This window comes from Arthrobacter zhaoxinii (assembly GCF_025244925.1).
Taxonomy (GTDB): Bacteria; Actinomycetota; Actinomycetes; order Actinomycetales; family Micrococcaceae; genus Arthrobacter_B; species Arthrobacter_B zhaoxinii.
This window is the reverse complement of sequence record NZ_CP104275.1, coordinates 1,476,690-1,495,652: the sequence shown is the minus strand read 5'-3', so window position 1 is coordinate 1,495,652 and position 18,963 is coordinate 1,476,690. Positions and strand designations below refer to the sequence as shown.

Here is an 18,963-nt window from a genome sequence, read left to right as displayed (position 1 = left end):
CTAGGATTCGAAGGCGGTCGGCAGGTACTCCTCGACGTTTTCCTGCGTGACCACCGGCGCATTCAGGACAATGCGCTTCGGGACTTCGACTTCCACGAGGTCGCTCATTGCCTTGTCCTGCACGATCAGCCTGGCCAGGCGAATGCCGTCCGCAGCCTGGGTGGAGGGATAGATCACCGTGGCCTCCAGGACGCTTTCCCCGGACTGGATTTCGCGCATGGCATTAGCTGATCCGGCACCGCCGACCATGAAGAACTCATCCCGGCCGGCGTTGTCGATCGCGGCGAGGACCCCGACGCCCTGATCGTCGTCGTGGTTCCAGATGGCGTCAATCTTCGGGGCGGCGGACAGCAGCTGCGACGTTGTCGCTTCGCCGCCCGCAATCGTGAAGTCCGCTGCCACCCGGTTATCCACGTCCAGTCCGCAGGTTTCGAGGGCGTCTGCGAATCCCTGACTGCGGTCCTGGGTCAGCGGCAGGGAGTCGACCCCGGCGATTTCCGCGACGACGGCGTCGTCATTCCCGCCCAGCTTCTCGCAGATGTAGTTACCGGCGCTCACGCCCATGCCGTAGTTGTCCCCCAGGACGGTGGCACGGGCTGCGGCAGGGCTGGAGAACTCACGGTCAACATTGATCACGGTGATGCCGGCCTCGGTGGCCTGCGTTGCGACCTGGGTCAGGGCCGCACCATCCGTCGGCAGCAGCACAATGGCATCAACTCCGTCGTTGATGAACTGTTCCACCTGGCTGATTTGAAGGTTGGCATCATTGGTACCTTCGGCCACTCTCAGGTCTACGTCCGGCATCTCCTCCGCCGCATCGAGAGCAGCACTGTTGATGGCACCGAGCCAACCGTGGTCAGCAGCCGGTCCCGAGAATCCAATGACTACTGAGTCCCCTTCGGCCTGATTCCCTTCAACCGATGCATTTGAGGGCTGGCTGTCACCTTCGTCATCGCCTGCTGTGCACCCGGTGACCAGCGAACCTACAGCCAGGAAGGCACCGGCGGTGATGAGCATTTTCCGTTTCTTGAGAACTGCGGGCATCTGTGTCTCCTCGTTGAGTAGGTGCGTCTTCGCCAAGGACACGGCCACCCCGAAGCCGCAACTTTGCGTGACGTGCATCACAATAACAGAAGATAGAAAATAATCGACGACCTTATACCGAGCCCCGACGTAATGTGCTACGTTCCACACATGTTCGATGGAGACCAGCCCCCTTTGCTCGAGGTCCGCGGCATCACGAAGCGGTTCGGTGCAGTACAGGTACTCAAAGGAGTGGACCTGCAGGTGCGCCCCGGTGAGGTCCACTGTGTGATGGGCCAAAACGGTGCAGGGAAATCCACACTGATCAAGACCCTCTCCGGTGTGCATCAGCCGGAGGGAGGGACGATCCTCTGGGAGGGCCAGGAGGTCTCGTTTTCGCATCCCACAGAGGCCCTGGACCTGGGCATTGCAACGATGTACCAGGAACTGGACGTCGTGGACGGCCTGACGGTGGCGGAGAACATTTTTCTCGGCCACGAAAACGCCAGCGGGGGGATCCTCCATGTCCGGAGTGCCAACGCCCTCACCCGGTCATTGCTGGAACGGCTCGGCCACGGCCGGCTCCCGCCCGCCACTGAGGTGGGAACGCTGTCGGCAGCCAACAAACAGATCGTCAGCCTGGCGCGTGCGCTGTCCCGCGACACCAAGCTGATTATCATGGACGAACCAAGTGCCGTCCTTGATTCGGGCGAGGTGGCAAACCTCTTCCGGGTGGTACGGGAGCTCACCGCCCAGGGCATCGCCGTCGTGTACATCTCCCACCGCCTGGAGGAGATCCGCCAGATCGGCGACCGGATTTCAGTGCTCAAGGACGGAAGAAGCACTGCCAGCGGGCTTCAGGTTGAGAAAACCTCCAGAACCGAGCTGATTCGGCTCATGACGGGACGGGACGTCGAAAACGTCTTTCCCGCACGGAAACCGGTGGATCCAAACGCGCCAGTCGTTCTCGACGTGGAAGACCTGGCGTTGCAGGGGCAGTTCCGGAAGGTCAGCTTCAAGGTCAGGGCGGGCGAGATCCTGGGCTTTGCCGGACTGGTCGGATCCAAGCGCTCCGAGATTCTGGAAACCATCTGCGGAGTCCGGAAGGCAACGTCGGGCAGAGTCTCGGTTCAGGGCCGGAGAATCCGCCCGGGCTCCGTGAGCTCCGCGGTCAAGGCCGGGATCGGGCTCTCCCCCGAAGAACGGAAAAGCCAGGGGCTGATACTGGACGAGCCGCTTTTCAAGAATGTCACGCTGTCCACGTTCGACCGGTTCGCACGTGCGGGGTACCTCAACGAAAAAGCGGAGCGGGACGCCGCCCGCCGCCAAATCAGCGCCCTGGAACTGCGTCCAGCCGATCCTGACCGCATCACCCGCACCCTTTCCGGCGGTAATCAGCAGAAGATCCTCCTTGCCCGCTGGCTCGTGCACGGAACCCCGGTACTGCTGCTCGACGAACCGACCCGCGGCGTCGATGTCGGGGCGCGCGCGGAAATCTACAACCTGATCCGACGACTCGCGGCGGACGGGACAGCCATGATCGTCGTCTCCAGCGAAATCGAGGAAGTGCTGGGACTTGCGGATACGGTGCTCGTCATCGATGACGGCAACGTCCTCACCGAAACCAATCCAAGCGACATTGACGAGCATGGCGTGCTCGATCTCATTATGAAGGGAAGTGCCGCGTGAGCGAGCCAAACACCACTGTCGCTAATCCGGCCGATAGCCCCGCCGGCGGCACCGGCACTGCCAGGTCGAACCCGCTGAAAGGCGCCCTCGGCGGTTCCCTGGGACGCAGCCTTGGGCTGGTCATTGCACTGGCCCTGCTCTTCGTGGTGGGGGCCGTCACGAGCGGCGACCGGTTCCTGAATGTGGAGAACCTACTCACCATCCTGCGGCTTGCGTCCGTCATCGGCGTCATCAGCATTGGCGTCACCTTCGTGATTACGGCCGGGGGCATCGACCTTTCCGTGGGGTCCGTCATGGGTCTGGCAACGGTGGTCGCCACCATGACGAGCATCCAACTCGCGGCAGCCGAATCATCGTGGCTGCTTATGGTCCTGGTTCCCCTCGCGGTCGGCGCGGGAGTCGGGCTGTTGAACGGGGTGGTGATTGCCTACGGAAACGTGGTTGCCTTTATCGCCACGCTCGCGACGCTTGTGGCAGCACGAGGCGTAGCTGAACTCATCTCCGGCCGGAGCACCCAAATCGTGACGAACCGGGACTTCCTCAAGGTCATGAGGGGAGAGTTCCTTGGCGTTCCGGTCCTCGTGTGGATTTTCATTGTGGCGGCTGCAACGGGTTGGTTCCTGCTGAACCGCACCACCTTCGGCCGGAGGACCGTTGCAATTGGAGGAAACCGTGAAGCGTCCCGCCTGGCAGGCATAAAGGTCAATCGGCACTTGGTCACGCTGTACGTTCTCTCCGGACTCTGCGCCGGCATTGCCGGAGTCATGATGCTTGGCCGAACGACGGCAGGAACCTCCACCCACGGGCTGCTCTACGAACTCGACGCGATCGCCGCCGTCGTCGTCGGAGGAACCCTGCTTATCGGCGGCCGAGGAACAATTATGGGCACGGTCCTCGGTGTGCTCATTTTCAGCACCCTCACCAACGTCTTCACGCAAAACAACCTGGACACCTCTGTCCAGGCCATCGTGAAAGGCTTGATCATCGTGGTCGCGGTCCTCCTTCAGCAGCGTTTCGCTTCCACACGGCCATCCAAGCGGGGAGGATAGCCTCCCGCACGCAGCGACGGCATCGGCAGCATGCAGGCAGCGAAGAAGAAGCAGGGGGCGCACCAGTGAACTTCCTTAACACAGAGTACGCAGTGGAAACGGATACCGACCTGGGTCTGGTTGAAGATGTGCTGGACTGGTTTTTCACCGATGCCAAGCTGCGCGCGGTCTCCGTCCATCCGGCCTACCTCAGCCTTTGGGAAGCCATCGAACGGAGCGCCGCCAGCGGAAAACGCTTTCGCCCCCGCCTTCTTCTGCTGGCTTACCGCCAGCTGGGAGGAATGGATTCCGCCGCCGCGGCCAGGCTCGGCGCCGCCTACGAACTCCTCCACAACGCGTTCCTCATCCATGACGACGTCATCGACAGGGACGTCATGAGGCACGGCGTACCCAACGTTTCGGGGCACTACAGCAACAAGGCCCGGCGCGCGGGCGCTTCCGCCGCGGCCGCCCAGCATGCCGGCATGGCCTCCGGGCTCCTTGCCGGAGACCTCGTCCTTGCCGGAGCCTACCGCCTCCACGGAAGCGTGGAAACGTGCCCCAAGGTCAGGGAGGAACTCAACGGCATTCTGGACTACGCAGTTTTTTCCACGATCGGCGGAGAGCTCCTGGATGTCGAATTTGCCCGGGCGGCGGAGATGCCCTCACCGGAGGAGATCCGGACAGTGGCCCGCCACAAGACTTCCGTCTACTCCTTTGAAGCGCCGCTTCAGGCCGGCGCAGTACTGGCCGGAGCCACGGCCTCCGTTGCAGCAACACTCGCAGCCTTCGGGCGCGACGCCGGGATTGCCTACCAGATTGCCGATGACGTTCTCGGGGTTTTCGGGCAGGAACAGCACACCGGAAAGACGAACTGGGGAGACCTCAGGGAAGGTAAGCGGACAGCCATGCTCTCCTACGCGGCGACGAAACCTCAGTGGAAGCAGATTTCGGAACTTATAGGCTCAGACCGGATGACGGCTGCGGAGGCCCAATGGGTCCGTGCCCTGCTGAGGGATTGCGGGGCACAGGAGCACGCGGTCCAGCTGGCATCCGAACATGCACAGGCCGCCCTCAAGCAGTTGGGAGACGAAGTGCCGGCCGGGCTGGGCGACAGCCTGGAAAGCCTCCTGTCTTCAGTTCTTGCCGGTCTGCATTCGCTCTGAGCCTGCTTTCCGGAGGTGGTACCCGGGAGCAGGAATACTGTGGGAAACTAGTCCGGTTCTGGCGCCGTCCGCCAGAGGGACCTACAACGGGGGAAGAATATGCAGGCGTGGAATCGGACCTCACCGTTTAGTCAGTCGTTGGCCGGGCGTCCTCCCCACCGCGGTGCCGGACGAACGCCTGCCGCATGACTTCCCCAACACAGGGCAAAAACACGGCACGCACGTATCTCGGCAGCAACAGGGATTCGAACCGCCAGCACAACCTCTCAACAGTGCTGCAGCTCGTGCACTCCACCGCTGGCGTATCCCGCGCCCAGCTCACGCGGACCACTGGACTCAACCGTTCCACCATTGGGGCGCTGGTCTCCGAGCTGTCACAGCTGGGGCTCGTGGTCGAAAGTGACATTGACCAGGCCCAGCAGCACGGCCGTCCGAGCAGGATGATCGAGCCGAGTCCCGCCACCCTGGCCTTGTCCGTCAACCCGGACGTCGACGTCGTCAGCGTTGCCCTAGTCTCCCTGGGCGGCCGCATCGTCAACGCGGTCCGTTTCCACACCGTCAGGGCTCCGTCAGTTATCGAAGTGGTGAATATCGTGTCCGCGGTCTACACAGGAATGCGTACTGCACTGCCGCCCGGGCACCGCGTCGTGGGTGTCGGACTCGCCGTTCCCGGGCTGGTGGAACCCGGCGGCGGAAAAGTCATAGAGGCGCCGCATCTCGGCTGGCGGGACGAGCCGCTTCCCGCACTGCTCAGCGACGCGCTCCAGTTGAAGACAGTCAGCGCCAACGACGCCGTAGTGGGTGCCATTGCACAGGCGGCCTTTGGAGCCGGACAGGATGTTCCGGATCTGGTGTACCTCTACGGCGGGGCAAGCGGGATTGGCGGCGGAATCATGAGCGGCGGCCATCTGCTGAGGGGTGCAACCGGGTTCGCCGGGCAGCTGGGCCACACACATGTGCGCACAAACGGTGCCGCATGCACCTGCGGTTCCCGTGGCTGCCTCGAGGCCGAGGTCACCAGGGAAGCGCTCATCGAGGCAATCGGGCTGCCGGCCGGCGAGACCGAGAACCTTGAAGAAATCCTCATGGAAAAGCTTATGGACGGTTCCGACGCCGATGGGGTGCGTTCGGTGATCCAGCGGCAGGTCGAATTGCTCGCTGTGGGATTGAAAACGGTGATCAGCCTCGTCAACCCCTCAGTTGTGGTGCTGGGAGGGTTCCTTCGCATCTTGGTCCGTGCCGCGCCCGGCGCCCTGGACGAGGCGCTGCACGGGTCCGGAACCCGCGGGCCCTGGGACAACGTGAGAATCGAGCTTGCTCCGCTTGGGGACGATCCCATCCTGATAGGAGCAGCGGAGCTGGTTTTCGAACCCCTGCTGTCAGATCCGGCAGGCTTCCTGCAAACGCCGGCAGACGAATAACAGCGTTCAAGGGAAAGGACCCTGTGCCGGGTTTCCCGACACAGGGTCCTTTCCTGCTTATGCTCCGTATTCCAGCAAACGTTAGTTGGAGGGAGTCAGAACAACTTCGGCAGTACCGGTCAACGGACCCGTTCCACCCTCACCGCCGTCGGTGTAGGTAGCGCTGAAGACGCCCGCGAGGTTGTCGGTCCCGGGATCATGCCCGGCGGGCACGGTGGTGGTGATGGTCCCGGTGCAGCCCGAGGTGCTCGTCTGCGGGTGGCCGTGGGCGTCGTGACCCAGAATGTAGGTGACCTGGACACTCGAGCAATCCACCGGCTGGTCATCCGTGACAAGGACTTCGTAGCTGACGGTGTCACCGAATTGGAAGGTTTGACCAGCAACAGGCGTCACGAACTCCACCACCGGCGCCTGATTGCCCACTTCAACAACAACCTCCGCGGACGAGGACTTACCCCCGTGCCTGCCGCCCCGATCGGTCACCTGAAGACTTGCCCTGTAGGTCCCGATCTCTTCATAGGTGTACGTCGGATTGGGGTCCCGCGAGTCCACCACTCCATCGGAGTTGAAGTCCCATGCGTAGCGCAGCCTGTCGCCGTCGGCGTCCGTAGTGCCCGCGCTGGAGAACTGGACGGTCAGGGGAGGCAGGCCCACCGTGGGAGTACCGGAAGCCACGGCTACCGGGCTGTGGTTCCCGCCCTCGCCGATGTAGTCGATGCGGGAGAGCTGGGCGTCCGGGTTCTCACCGAAATACCCGTCACCGTACTCCAGCACATACATCGCACCGTCAGGGCCGAACTCCATATCCATGGGGTTGTCGACCACGATCGAGCTGACAACGTCCTCGATCGAGACGAGCTCGCCCCTCCTCATGGTCATCGCCTTGATGTAGTCACGCGTCCACTCGTACATGAACGACTTGCCGTCGTAGTATCGCGGCCAGGCAACGGAATCCCGGCCCTTGCTCGCCCTCTTATCGAAGTTGTAGACCGGGCCGGCCATCGGGCCGATTCCGCCGGTCCCCAGTTCCGGGAAGGTCTCGGAAACGTCGTAGGAATACCAGACCTCAGGCTGGGCTACCGGGGGCAACTCGCGCAGGCCCGTGTTGTTGGGCGACTCGTTGACGGGTGCCGAACAGTCGAACGCCGCACCGGAGGTATTGGTGGCGAAGTCGTAGTCCACATAAGGGAGCTCCGCGGTGGCGCAGTAGGGCCAGCCGTAGTTGGACGGCTCTGTCACAACTGCCCATTTGCCGGTTCCTGCCGGACCCCGGAGGGGATCGGCGGTGCCGGCGTCGGGTGAATAATCCGCAATGAAGAGCTCGCCGGTTTTCCGGTCCAGTTCAATCCGGAACGGGTTGCGCAGTCCCATGACGTAGATTTCAGGACGGGTGAGAGGAGTCCCCCGCCTGAAGAGATTTCCCCTGGGGATGGTGTATCCGCCGTCCCTTTGGGGGGTTATCCGCAGCACCTTGCCGCGAAGATCGTTTGTGTTGGCTGAGGTCCGCTGGGCATCGTACGCCGGGTTGCTTTCGGGCCGTTCGTCGAGCGGGGCGTAGCCGCCCGACGAGAAGGGATTGGTGTCGTCGCCCGTAGAGAGGTAAAGGTTCCCCTGGGCGTCGAAGACAATGTCGCCCCCAACATGGCAGCAGAGGCCACGGTCTACGGGAACCTCCAGCATCCGCTGTTCGCTGGCCAGGTCGATGGTGGCACCGTCGAACCGGAACCTCGACAGCTGGAGGTAGCCCTTGAAGGGCTCAAAATCCGCCGGCGTACCCGTGGCAGGCGCATCGCCTTCATTGACACCCGGGGTTGCCGGGTCATCAACCGGCGTATCCAGGGGCGGGGAATAATACATGTAGACCCAGTTGTGGCCCCTCTGCCCGAACTTCGGATCAATCGCGATGCTCTGCAGACCTTCTTCGTCATGCTCATAGACGTCGAGTGTCCCCGCCAGGGTATTGAGGCCCGTCGAGGAATCGTTCAGCCATACCTCACCCTGGCGGGTGGTGTGCAGGACGTCCTTATTGGGCAGCACCGCAAGGTCGACAGGTTCGCCCGGGAAATCGTTGAGGGTTACTTTCTGGAACGCCGAGTCCGGCGGAGGTGTTGCGGGTGCTCCCGGCCGCGGCTTCGCCTGTGCCGGAGCTACCGCAAGCGATACGGCCATCAGCGCGGCCAGCGCCAGCGCCATGCTGCCGCGGCGTGCACGTTTGGCCGAGGTTTTGCTGGCATCCGTCCGATGCCCGGGTGATTGGGCTAACCCGCGTCTTGTGACTGTCATCGCTCTCTCTTCTCGCCATTGAGGGACCCGGACGAGCCGGAGTCAGGTTCGATGAACGGTAACGGAGGCCCACCCCAAGCGCCAGTGGTTTGAAAAAACAAAGCCAGCTTTCAAAAACACTCTTTACACTCGCTTCCCCGACGGGCGCACAACAAAGCCGCTCCAAGCGTTCGGAGTGATTCGAAACGTTTGTTGTTTGATAAATAAAAGTCAGCTGATGCTCATTCAGGCAGTCCCTGTGTCTGGAGGACGAGGGACTTGACCGCTGCAGCAGGGATAGGCTTTCCCCCGCGCATCAGCTCTTCGACAAAAGGCGGCATCCGGTCCTCGGAAGAGATCACCACCGGAGTGCTGTTGCGGGAGCCGGGAAGCCTTCCGTGCGTCCCCCGGACGTGCGCCGGGTTCAAGGGCACGGTGCTCATGGCATAGCGCAGCCCGGCTTTTTTCCTGATCAGGTTCAGGCCTGCCTTGGCCTTCGCGAGCTTGTCAGCCGGGTCGAAGAAGAGTTCGCCCGGGTCATACCCCGGCTTTCGATGGATATCCACGCCGCGTGCGTATTCGGGCGCACGGGCATCATCCAGCCAGAAATAGTACGTGAACCAGGCGCCCGGCTCGGCAATGACGGCGAGCTCTCCGGACCGCTCATGGTCCAGCCCGTACCTCGCCTGGGCATGACGGTCCAGGACTTCATCGATCCCCCGGGTCGCCCTGAGGATATCCGCCGTACGGGCAACGTCGCCTGCATCCTGGACGTAGACGTGCGCCACCTGGTGGTCCGCGACGGCAAAGGCGCGGGAGGCCCACGTATCCAGTTGCTCCTTGCCGTCCTGCACATAGACCTCCAGCAGGCCTTCCCTGCGCAGCACCCGGTTGATGTCCACGGGTAAGTGCGCGTCTTCGATCCCGTACTCGGCCACAGCGATGACCGCGTACCCGTGGCTCTCGGCTTCATCCAGCAACGGAGCAAGTGCAGCATCGAGCTCGGCAGCGGCGCGGGTGGCCTGGGGATGGCCGGGGCCAAACCGCTGCAGGTCATAATCGAGATGCGGAAGATACGCCATGAGGAGCTCCGGTGCCTGGCTTCGCATGACGTGTCTTGTGGACTCAATGATCCATTGCGTCGATTGAATGCCGGCGCCCGGGCCCCAGTACTGGAACAGCGGAAATTCGCCGTTTCGGGACACTAATTCGTCATGCAGCGCCGGTGGGCGGATATAGGCGTCCGGAGATTTCCTTCCGTCCGCGTGATAGATCGGGCGGGGAGTTATTGTTATGTCCGTTGACATGCCCATGGCGTACCACCAGCAGATGTTGCCGGCGCGGTAATCCGGATCTTTGCGCCGGGCACTTTCCCAGATCTTTTCCCCGGCGACCAGCTTGTTGTGCTGGCGCCAAAAGAAGACGTCCCCCAATTCGCGGAAATACCAGCCGTTGCCGACAATCCCGTGGTCCGACGGCGCCAGGCCGGTGAGCATAGTGGACTGGACTGTGCAGGTGACGGCCGGAAGGACGGTAGCCAGTTCGGATGACCACCCCGCCGCAGCGAGTTTGGACAGACGGGGCATGTGCCGCAGTGACAGGGCAGTGAGTCCCACGACGTCGAGCAGCAGTACCGGTTTCAAGGGTTCTCCTTTAGGTCTCAAGGGGTAGGCATGGCTGTCGGGGCGCCGGAGCCAGGAGCCGGGACCGGGCCCAGGCGATTTCTCCTGCGATTCCTTCCACGAGATCGGCTGGTTTCCCGGGCAGGACACTCCAGGTGTAGGTTTCGATGTCCAGGTGCGCGTCCTGCCCGTACGGCAGGCTGCCGACTTCAGCCACAGTCATTTCCAGCACCTCCGCCGTCGTCTCCAGCGGAAGGGCCGGCACCAGGTGCAGCGGCATGTGGAAATGGACTCTCCATGGGCCTCTGCCCGGCAGCTCGCTGAGCGCCTCCGGCAAGTCGTCTGCCATCAGCACGGTCCCGTCGCGTCGCAGCTCCCGGACCTGGTGCAGGTAGCGCGGTTCCGCGAATGCCTCGAGCGCGGTGCGGGCGGCCGCATCTGCGGGCGCGGCCACGTGCAGTGCGGCGGAAGCCTGGACTTTGACGATGCGCAGGCCCGCTGCGCCGACGCTGCGGACGGCTGCAACCGGGTCGGCGAAGGACACCGCCAGGTGGCAGGTGTCGATGCACAGGCCGACGTAATCGGGATCGATGCCTCTCGGGATGCGCGCTGCCAGCCATTGCGCAACATCCGAGACAGTATCGAGCACGCATCCCGGTTCCGGTTCCACAGCTATGCGGACCATCTTCCCTGTGCGCTCCTTCAGCGTTCGCAGACCTTCACACAGCTCAGCGAACGCCGTAACGGCGGCGGCGTCGTCGTCGGCCGTCCAGGGATCACGCCACCCCAGAGGCAGCGTGGAGATTGACCCCGGGGTGCCGTCCGGCAGCAGGGCGGCAAGGACCTCCGCGCACTCCAGCGTGTACTGCAACCGCTCCCGTTGTGCCCATGTGGGCTTGTACACGTCTGTCTTCACTACCTCGTTGTGGAAGCCGCCGTAGGGAAATGCGTTCAAGGTATGGATCTGCAGGCCCTGCTCGGAGAGGACCTCCCGAAGCACAGCGATGTCCGCGGCGCTTCCCGCCAGACGGCCGGCGAGCCCTGCAGGCAGCCACAGCCCTACACCGAGAACGTCCAGTCCTGCCCTGCGGCGGACAGGGCCGGCATAGTTCCGGAGCTGCCGGATGACCCCGTCGAGATCCTCCGCCGGATGCACGTTGGTGCAGTAGGAAAGCTGCATTAGGCGCGGACACCCCGCAGCAGTGAGTTGCCTTCGAACGTAGCCCCCGCTCCCCCGAGGTCAGCGCCGTCGAAACCGGGGATCGGTTCGAGGATCAGCTGTCCGCTCTGGCCGTAGAAGTCGACCGGATTCTGCCACAGGACCCGGTCGACGTCGTCCGCCGAGAACCCACCGGTGAGCATGGCTTTCGCCGTGCTCACCGTCTTGAGCGGGTCGGACTTGCCCCAATCCGCCGCAGAGTTAACCAGCACCTTGTCGGTTCCATACTCGTGGAGGATCGCGACCAGGCGTTGCTCGTCCATCTTGGTGTCCGGGTAGATGGAGAACCCCATCCACGCTCCGGCGTCCTTCACCATGCCTACGTTCGTCTCATTGAGGTGGTCCACCACGACCATCGAAGGAGCAAGCGCTGACTCACGAATGATGTCCAGTGTGCGGCGCGTGCCCAAAAGCTTCTCCCGGTGCGGGGTGTGCACCAGCGCGGGGAGGGAAAACTCGTGGGCCAGTTCCAGTTGGCGGATGAACGCCTCATCCTCGGCGGGGGTCATTGAGTCAAAGCCGATCTCTCCGACCGCCACGACGCCGTCCTTCGCCAGGTATCGGGGAATCTCGTCCAGGACGGGCACGCATCTGGGATCGTTTGCTTCCTTGGGGTTGAGGGCGATCGTGGCGTGGTGGCGGATGCCGAACTGGGAGGCCCGGAACCGCTCCCAGCCCAGCAGGGAATCAAAATAGTCGATGAACGATCCAACGCTGGTCCTGGGCTGTCCCAACCAGAAGGCGGGCTCGACCAAGGCCCGCACCCCGTTGGCATAGAGCGCGGCATAGTCATCGGTCGTGCGGCTGGTCATGTGGATATGCGGATCGAATATGCGCATGGCTAGGACTCCTTACGAGAGACGGTGGGACTGGCTGCACGGTTCAGCAGGAGAACGACGTCGTCGGGTACCGGACGTCCCGCAGCCTGCCGTTCGGTGGCGAAATCGGCGGCCATGCGCGCCAGTTCATCGTCCGCTCGATCGTGCAGATCGGTGACGGCGGCAAGGCTGACCCCCATGAAGACGAGCTTCAGGACAGCGTGGCGCCAGTTGTGCTGATCAAGGTAGGCAGCCGCGAAAGGGCCGACGGCGGCCGCCACGAGCCCGGTCTCGTTCGTCCGCAGCGCCTCAACCGTCAGCCGCAGGCCCGCTGCCAGGACCGGTGCCGGCAGGTCCGGATCCTCGGCTGCCAGTGATCCCAGTCCCCTAAGCACGCCACGCCGTTCCGAGGAGTCCCCCCGGTCGTAAAGCGAAAGGACGGTCCCGGCCAGGTCTTCCGGGGGGAGAAACTGTTTCAGGCGCCGAATGAGCTCGCCGCGGGCATAATCGCTGCTGCTGCCATGGAGAACCCCCGTGGGATCGGTGTCAGGGTGCACCGGACTGCGGCCCACCCTGCGACCGGCTGCCGCGAAGATTCCAGGCAGGGCCCCGGGATCTGCGGCGATCCTGCCCGTGCTTTCCTGCAGCCACTGTTCCGCTGCCTGGCCGGCCTGCACATCCCGCCAGGCGGCCTGCAGCGCGGCCATGCTCCGGACAGCCAGGCCCGGGGCATCGAAGGAGTGGCGGGGCAGCTCCACCGCGGCCACGCCGCGGTAATCCAGTTCCGCCAGCGTTGCCAGGGCGAGCGGAACGTCGACCTCCCCCTCGCCGAACGGAAGGTGTTCATGGGCAGCGGATCGCATGTCGTCGAGCTGGACGTTGGCCAGCAGCTCTCCGGCTTCCATCAGCGCACCGCGCACGCCTCCGGGCTCAACCACCACGCAGTGTCCGATGTCGACAGTCACCCTGAGTCCCTGCGGATTGCCGAGCCGTCGCCGAAGCTCGAGCGCATCGGCGACCGTCTCTACGAGCATCCCGGGTTCCGGTTCAATGGCGAGCAGGACCCCGTTTTCGGCGGCGTGTCCGAGGACCTCGGCGACCCGGGTTTCCAGCCGCTGCCAACCGGACGCTGGGCTGGTTCCCGGAGGCAGGATCCCCGAAAAGAAGGAGACGCATTCGGCGTCGAGCACCGCCGCGATGTCTACCGCGCGGCGCAGGAAATCGACACGGGCGGCGGCCTCTTCGTCAACGAGAGCGGGACGGTGCTTCTCTCGGCGGTTGAGCAGGAAACGCGTTCCCGTCTCTATGACCAGGCGAAGCTCCAGCTCGTCGAGACGGCTGCGCAGGCTGCTCAGCCGGGCGTCCAGGTCGGGGGCGAACGGGTCGAGGTGGGGATGGCCGAGGGTCAGGGCCACGGACCCGTAGCCGAGTTCGTGCAGCAGCTCCAGTACGTCGGACAGGGAATGGTCCGTGAAGCCGTTGGTACCGTACCCGATGCTGAAGGGAACCGGCGCTGGCGTGGTGGTCATGACTCGCTCACCTTCCTGGCCTTGGGACGGGACCGGAGGATCTTGCCCAGGACATCCACTGCAACCAGTGCACCTGCAGCCGTCGGGTGTCCGTACCGAACCGCGAGCGCTGCCTGGAGCGGAATCATCGCGCGGATGCCGGCCCGGGTCGCGGCCAAGGCGTTTGCTGCCGCCGGACTCCGCGCTGCCCTTATCTGGGCGGGCCCGCATCTTGCGGCATAGGCAGCAGTGGCAGCGAGAACGGCAAGCATCCTGGCCGGCGGTCCGGACGAGCCGGCCACCACTGCGGCGGCAACCAGTCCGGTGGTTGCGGCGACGCCGGAAGCGGTCACAGTGTCTGTTCCTTCGACTTCACCGCGGGAAAGGAGCGTCACGGCGACGGTATGGCCGCCCATGATGCCCGCCGCCCCGAGTGCCGGCCTCATCTGCCCTGCGCCTGCGCCCATCAGGACGTCAAGGGCCCGGCAGCTGCCCATCGAGACTGCTCCTATGAGCGTGTGGTTCTTCGCTATCAGGTCATATGTCCAGATGGACCCCGCGAGCGGGACCCCTACAGCGAGTGCCCTCCGTCCACCGGCCACGGCACACAACCCGAGTCCCGCGACGGTAAGGGCAGATGCCGCGGCCAGGGCACTTCCGGCGCTTACCCTCCCCGACGGAAGGGGACGCTGCGGGCGTTCGCGGGCATCGACGTCGCGGTCTGCGTAGTCATTCAGGGCCATTCCCCCGGCATAGAGGCACGCGCTCGCCAGAGGCATCCACAGCCGCCTGCCGCTCAGGACGCGGCCGGCAGCAGCGCCGCCTGCCATGGTGTCGCCCAGGACGGTGAGGACGGCAGGAGCCCGGACCAGCTCGAGATAATCGCCGAACGGGGTCACGGCTGATTCCCCTCTGAAGTGGAAGCAAGCCGGGCAGAGGCAGCAAGCGCCCACCGCACCAGGTTGTTCGTCTGCTGCGCGAAGGAATGCTCACCGCTGCCCCATGGATCTTTGAAGAAGAAACCAAGGGCACCAACATGTCCGGTTTCTCCGACGGCGTCGGCAAGTGCCATAAGGCGGGCCAGGTCGAGCACCATCGGAGCTGCCAGCATGGAGTCATAGGCGCTCCAGGTTGTCTGGATCGTCAGCCGGGACCCCAGGAAGCCTTCGACATGGATGTGGTCCCACGCCACTTTGGTCTCGCCCAGATCCGGTACGTTGTCAATGTGCAGCGGAGTCACTGCACCTCCGGCGAGCTCCCTCAATCCCCTGTTCTTGGACTGCAGCTTCCCGGAGACTGCCCTGCTGTCCGCAAGCGTGGCCCCGTCGCCGCCGCCAAGCAAATTCGTTCCAGCCCAGGAGAGCACCCGCAGCCCGCGTGCGGAGAGCGCCGGAGCCAGCACCGACCGCAGCCATGTCTGGCCCGTCTTGCCGTCCTGTCCCGCTGTCGGAACCCCGCCAGCCCCGGCAAGCTCATACAGCGCAGGAATGTTCAGGGCGGTTGACGGCGTGAAACATATATACGGGGAGCCCGACAGAACCGCCGCATAGGCCCCTACCGAGCTGGCGGGCAAGACTGACCGTGCCGGATCCTGCAGGGCCGCCTTCAGGAGGCCGACGTCGTGGAACTCGTCGAGCGGATCCGGCGGGGCCTCGGTCGAGGCGACGTCCAAGACGATAACCCGCTGCAGGCCGTGGAACTCCCGGAACGCAAGGATATCGCCGGACAGACGAAGCGCAGCGTCAGCCTGCGGCTCTGCAGTGCCGGCGGGGTCGTACCCGGGACGCACCCGGCTGTCCGTCTCAAGGAGCTGGGCTCGGACTGATTCAAAGAGTTGGCCGGGGACCATACCGGCAGCAACAAGGTGTTCCGCCCGCTTGGCCATGGAAACACCGCTGATGTCGTGTCCGCCGACAACAAGGTCCGCGTAGTCCGGGAGATGCACGCCCCGGAAAGCATCCTGTTCTGTGACGCATCCCCGCGGTTTCACCAGTCCGGCTGCGATGGCGGCCAGGCCCATCGCCGCCGTCGTCGCCACCGACCCCCGTGCGCCGATGAGCCAGATGCCTGTTTTGCCGTAGAACCGGCCCTCCAGACCCGCACCCGTTCCACCCTCCGTCCCAGCTGGCATTCCCATGTCAAACTTCCTCCTCGAAGCCATTCCGCAGGTGACTGCAGGCCCGGCGCCATAAGAACCTGGCGGAGGGACGCGTGTTATCGGGGAACCTAACATAGGTAACGTCAGGGAACAACGTACTTATGAGGTATTCCGATATATCTGCGCTTCGGGGTACCGTCATTCTGTCGATGCGCCGTGGAGACGGGGTGGAACTTTGATTTTCCCCTGCCCCTGAAGGCTGTTTTGCCTTCGCCGGCGGTCCCTGAGAAGGGCCGTGGTGTCGTTCCACGCGAAGGTATTGAAGTCAGGGGTTCCGTCGCCTTTATGCTGTAATGAGTCGGTGAGTGACATAAGTAACGTAAGCGGTCTTGCATCGTCCGGAGCGAGTGAGCTCTTTCAAATCCTCCGCGACGGGAAACCACGGACCCGGTCAGAGCTCGCCGAGCAGATGGGGCTGGCGCGCTCCACCGTCACACTTCGGATCGAAGCCCTTATGGACCTGGGCCTCGTAGGGTTCGTTCAGGATGCCGTATCCACCGGTGGGCGGCCTTCGTCCCGGATTGCGCTCAAGGCGGGCAGCCGGGTTGTGCTCGGAGTGGACATTGGCGCTTCCCACCTCCAGGTGGCCGTCACGGACCTCACCGGGCATCTACTGTCCCAATCTGCACGCACATTGGAAATCACAAGGGGCCCGGAGGCAGTCCTGGAGGCGGTCGTCGAACTCGGCACGGAACTGCTCAAGGGCACCGGCCGTTCCCTGGACGACCTCCTGGCTGTCGGCATCGGACTCCCCGGACCCGTGGAACACCGCACCGGCCGGCCCATCAATCCACCCATCATGCCCGGATGGAACAGCTATGACGTGCCTGGATATCTGGAGGCGCGGTTCCATGTACCGGTCCTGGTCGACAATGACGTCAACATCATGGCCCTGGGCGAGCGCAATATGGCCTGGCCCCAGGTGGACAACCTGCTTTTCGTCAAAGTCGCCACCGGAATCGGTTCAGGCATTGTCTCCAGCGGCATGTTGCAGCGCGGGGCGGACGGTGTCGCCGGAGACATCGGGCACATCCGCGTGCACGGCGGCAGCGGAGTCCCCTGCCACTGCGGGAATACTGACTGTCTGGAGGCAATAGCATCCGGCCCTGCCGTGGCGTCCAAGCTGCGGCAACTGGGATTGGAAGCCAGCGGCAGCGAAGACATCGTGGAACTCGTTCGTGCCGGAAGCACGGAGGCCATCCATGCAGTGCGGCAGGCCGGGCGCGACGTCGGCGAGGTGCTTTCGGCCTGCATCAGCCTCATCAACCCATCTGTGATTGTCATCGGGGGATCCATGGCCCTCACGGGCGAACATTTCATCGCCGGCATCCGGGAAACGGTGTACTCGCGTACCATCCCGCTTGCCACCCAGCATCTTCGGATCGTGCACTCCAACTCCGGTGTCGACGCCGGCGTGCTGGGCGCAAGCATGCTGGCAATCCACCATGCCATGTCCCCTCAGCGCATCGATGCCATGGTCTCCCGGCTCTCGTAAACAAGTAGCTACTGCGCTTACCCGGCGCCCCGTCGACGACTTTTGCTTGACAGACACCAAAAGTCCGTCCTAGCCTCATCCGACGGACTCATTTCCAGTCACCCCCCGTTGCTCCACCTCGTACCTGAAAGGGCAGGGCCGATAGCAGGCATAGCTTTTCGAAGCTTGCCCTAACGGTACGCCCGGGCGTCTGGTAGTGGTTTCAGACAACAAAAGGACATCTTGGCCCAAGTGCTAGATACCGAGTTGTGGCGGACAGCTTGTCGGCGACGGCGGCCTTTCTTCATCAGCCCGGTGAATCACCCCAGTGACGCCCCAGCGCGTGTTCTCGCTATTGCCAACGAAGGCGGCGAAAGAATGCGTTTTACTGTCAGAAAGGCAAGAGTATGTGCTTTGGATTTGACGCATCAGGTGCACTAAATCGTTCTCTTGAAAAAAAGGGGGTGGACCGACGCAACTTCATCCGCGGAACGCTCGCCGCGGGCGTGGGGGTCGGCCTGGCCGGCGCCGGGGCAGCTCCCGCCGTCGCACACGGACCCGGACACCACGGCAAACCGGGCCACGGACACCGGCCGAAGCAGACGGTTCCCCCATGGCTCATCAGTATTCAGCTCTACACGCTGCGGTCGATCATTACCGAGGAGAATGTCGACGCGACGTTCCAACAACTTGCACGGTTCGGGTACAAGCGTGTCGAACTGGCCGGGTACTACGGGCGAACAGCCAGGGAAATGCGGAGAACCCTGAAGCGCACCGGAATTCAGGCCACTTCCAGCCACGAAGGAATAAGCGCGACGCCCGCGGATCTGCAGGCAAAGATCTCCAACGCACTGACGCTCGGTCAGACGTACATGGTTGTTCCATACCTTGCGTCGGACAGTGCAGATGACTGGTACCGGTGGGCAGACCAGATGAACGCCGAAGCGGCTGTCGTACGGAGGGCCGGGATTAAATACGGCTATCACAACCACGCGCACGAGTTCACTACGGACCTCGGGGGCGGGCTCACCCCCTGGGACATTTTCACAAGCCGCCTCGACCCGAGGCTGGTCCACCTGGAAGTCGATCTGTACTGGGCGGTCACGGGCGGTGTTGGCGTGGGAGCTTCCGACCCCGTCCAGTTCGCGATTGACACGATAAAAGAGGCACCCCAGAAGGTTCTGCAGTACCACGTGAAGGACCGCGATGCCACCGGCGATTTCGCTGATCTGGGTGCCGGAACCATCGACTTCTCACGCATTTTCGATGCACACCAGCCGCAGGAGTACATTGTGGAAAACGACCAGCCGGACGTCACCCCGCTCCGGACTGCGGCGGTCGGCTACCGCTATCTTCGGAACGTGCGCTTCTAACCACGCGCGCTAACCGCCGAGCGAGGGGGCTGTCCCGGACCAGGGGCAGCCCCCTTGTTCTGTTCCGGGCGCCACCGTCAGCCGATGCGGCAGGCAAAGCCCGGCTTATGGTCGTTACGACGAAGTCGGCGGGAGCATAAGAGTCTCTTATCAATAGGTGGGTTTTCAGTAAGCGTTAGTTTTTCGTGAGTATGCTGGCCGC

At 63.6% G+C, this 18,963-nt stretch carries 15 protein-coding genes; 6 read left to right on the top strand and 9 right to left on the bottom strand.

Going from position 1 to position 18,963, the window contains the following annotated elements; translation table 11 throughout:
• On the bottom strand, positions 1-1,044 hold the full coding sequence (locus tag N2K95_RS06895) for a substrate-binding domain-containing protein (protein ID WP_260653463.1): 1,044 nt from the start codon (positions 1,042-1,044) through the stop codon (positions 1-3).
• Positions 1,045-1,194: 150 nt separating this feature from the next.
• On the opposite strand from N2K95_RS06895, the gene N2K95_RS06890 reads away from it, so the two are divergent.
• From N2K95_RS06890 to N2K95_RS06875, 4 genes are all read left to right on the top strand, one after another.
• The gene (locus N2K95_RS06890; protein ID WP_260653462.1) at positions 1,195-2,712 is read left to right on the top strand and encodes a sugar ABC transporter ATP-binding protein; all 1,518 of its coding nucleotides are present in this window, start codon (positions 1,195-1,197) and stop codon (positions 2,710-2,712) included.
• The gene (locus N2K95_RS06885) at positions 2,709-3,761 is read left to right on the top strand and encodes an ABC transporter permease (RefSeq protein ID WP_260653460.1); all 1,053 of its coding nucleotides are present in this window, start codon (positions 2,709-2,711) and stop codon (positions 3,759-3,761) included. Before N2K95_RS06890 ends, N2K95_RS06885 begins: the two co-directional genes overlap by 4 nt.
• 65 nt (positions 3,762-3,826) lie before the next feature.
• The gene (locus N2K95_RS06880) at positions 3,827-4,906 is read left to right on the top strand and encodes a polyprenyl synthetase family protein (RefSeq protein WP_260653459.1); all 1,080 of its coding nucleotides are present in this window, start codon (positions 3,827-3,829) and stop codon (positions 4,904-4,906) included.
• Positions 4,907-5,091: 185 nt separating this feature from the next.
• Positions 5,092-6,327 carry an ROK family protein gene (locus N2K95_RS06875; protein WP_260653458.1) on the top strand — a complete coding sequence of 412 codons (1,236 nt, stop codon included), beginning with the start codon at positions 5,092-5,094 and terminating at the stop codon, positions 6,325-6,327.
• Positions 6,328-6,408: 81 nt separating this feature from the next.
• Here N2K95_RS06875 and N2K95_RS06870 read toward each other — a convergent pair whose 3' ends face one another.
• The 8 genes from N2K95_RS06870 to N2K95_RS16270 form a co-directional block, all read right to left on the bottom strand.
• On the bottom strand, positions 6,409-8,610 hold the full coding sequence (locus tag N2K95_RS06870) for a PQQ-dependent sugar dehydrogenase (protein ID WP_260653457.1): 2,202 nt from the start codon (positions 8,608-8,610) through the stop codon (positions 6,409-6,411).
• A 221-nt stretch (positions 8,611-8,831) separates the two neighbouring features.
• Positions 8,832-10,232, bottom strand: coding sequence for an alkaline phosphatase family protein (locus tag N2K95_RS06865; protein WP_260653456.1), 1,401 nt, complete (start codon positions 10,230-10,232; stop codon positions 8,832-8,834).
• 10 nt (positions 10,233-10,242) lie between these two features.
• Positions 10,243-11,391 (bottom strand): metabolite traffic protein EboE, encoded by a 1,149-nt coding sequence (gene eboE / locus N2K95_RS06860; protein ID WP_260653455.1) that lies wholly within the window; start codon positions 11,389-11,391, stop codon positions 10,243-10,245.
• Entirely contained in the window at positions 11,391-12,269 is an 879-nt protein-coding gene (locus tag N2K95_RS06855) for a TatD family hydrolase (RefSeq protein WP_260653454.1), read from the bottom strand. The genes eboE and N2K95_RS06855 overlap by 1 nt, the downstream gene beginning before the upstream one ends.
• 2 nt (positions 12,270-12,271) lie before the next feature.
• Complete coding sequence (locus N2K95_RS06850) at positions 12,272-13,777, bottom strand: EboA domain-containing protein (RefSeq protein WP_260653453.1); 1,506 nt, start codon at positions 13,775-13,777, stop codon at positions 12,272-12,274.
• On the bottom strand, positions 13,774-14,655 hold the full coding sequence (locus N2K95_RS06845; RefSeq protein ID WP_260653452.1) for an SCO3242 family prenyltransferase: 882 nt from the start codon (positions 14,653-14,655) through the stop codon (positions 13,774-13,776). The genes N2K95_RS06850 and N2K95_RS06845 overlap by 4 nt, the downstream gene beginning before the upstream one ends.
• Positions 14,652-15,893 (bottom strand): inositol-3-phosphate synthase, encoded by a 1,242-nt coding sequence (locus N2K95_RS06840; protein ID WP_260653451.1) that lies wholly within the window; start codon positions 15,891-15,893, stop codon positions 14,652-14,654. The genes N2K95_RS06845 and N2K95_RS06840 overlap by 4 nt, the downstream gene beginning before the upstream one ends.
• A gap of 412 nt (positions 15,894-16,305) precedes the next feature.
• Positions 16,306-16,524 carry a hypothetical protein gene (locus N2K95_RS16270; protein WP_308206317.1) on the bottom strand — a complete coding sequence of 73 codons (219 nt, stop codon included), beginning with the start codon at positions 16,522-16,524 and terminating at the stop codon, positions 16,306-16,308.
• Between N2K95_RS16270 and N2K95_RS06835 the strand changes: the two genes are divergently transcribed.
• Both N2K95_RS06835 and N2K95_RS06830 read left to right on the top strand, forming a co-directional pair.
• Entirely contained in the window at positions 16,462-17,409 is a 948-nt protein-coding gene (locus tag N2K95_RS06835; protein ID WP_313771194.1) for an ROK family protein, read from the top strand. The two genes, N2K95_RS16270 and N2K95_RS06835, sit on opposite strands and share 63 nt — an antisense overlap.
• Positions 17,410-17,852: 443 nt before the next feature.
• Entirely contained in the window at positions 17,853-18,761 is a 909-nt protein-coding gene (locus N2K95_RS06830; protein ID WP_255792571.1) for a sugar phosphate isomerase/epimerase family protein, read from the top strand.
• The last annotated feature ends 202 nt before the right edge of the window (positions 18,762-18,963 follow it).

Excerpts from the sequence above, each read along its gene's own strand:
- N2K95_RS06890 (WP_260653462.1), top strand. The coding sequence starts at position 1,195 with ATGTTCGATGGAGACCAGCCCCCTTTGCTCGAGGTCCGCGGCATCACG.
- N2K95_RS06870 (WP_260653457.1), bottom strand. The coding sequence starts at position 8,610 with ATGACAGTCACAAGACGCGGGTTAGCCCAATCACCCGGGCATCGGACG.
- N2K95_RS06840 (WP_260653451.1), bottom strand. The coding sequence starts at position 15,893 with ATGGGAATGCCAGCTGGGACGGAGGGTGGAACGGGTGCGGGTCTGGAG.
- N2K95_RS06895 (WP_260653463.1), bottom strand. The coding sequence starts at position 1,044 with ATGCCCGCAGTTCTCAAGAAACGGAAAATGCTCATCACCGCCGGTGCC.
- N2K95_RS06850 (WP_260653453.1), bottom strand. The coding sequence starts at position 13,777 with ATGACCACCACGCCAGCGCCGGTTCCCTTCAGCATCGGGTACGGTACC.
- N2K95_RS06875 (WP_260653458.1), top strand. The coding sequence starts at position 5,092 with ATGACTTCCCCAACACAGGGCAAAAACACGGCACGCACGTATCTCGGC.
- N2K95_RS16270 (WP_308206317.1), bottom strand. The coding sequence starts at position 16,524 with ATGCCCGGTGAGGTCCGTGACGGCCACCTGGAGGTGGGAAGCGCCAAT.
- N2K95_RS06855 (WP_260653454.1), bottom strand. The coding sequence starts at position 12,269 with ATGCGCATATTCGATCCGCATATCCACATGACCAGCCGCACGACCGAT.
- eboE (WP_260653455.1), bottom strand. The coding sequence starts at position 11,391 with ATGCAGCTTTCCTACTGCACCAACGTGCATCCGGCGGAGGATCTCGAC.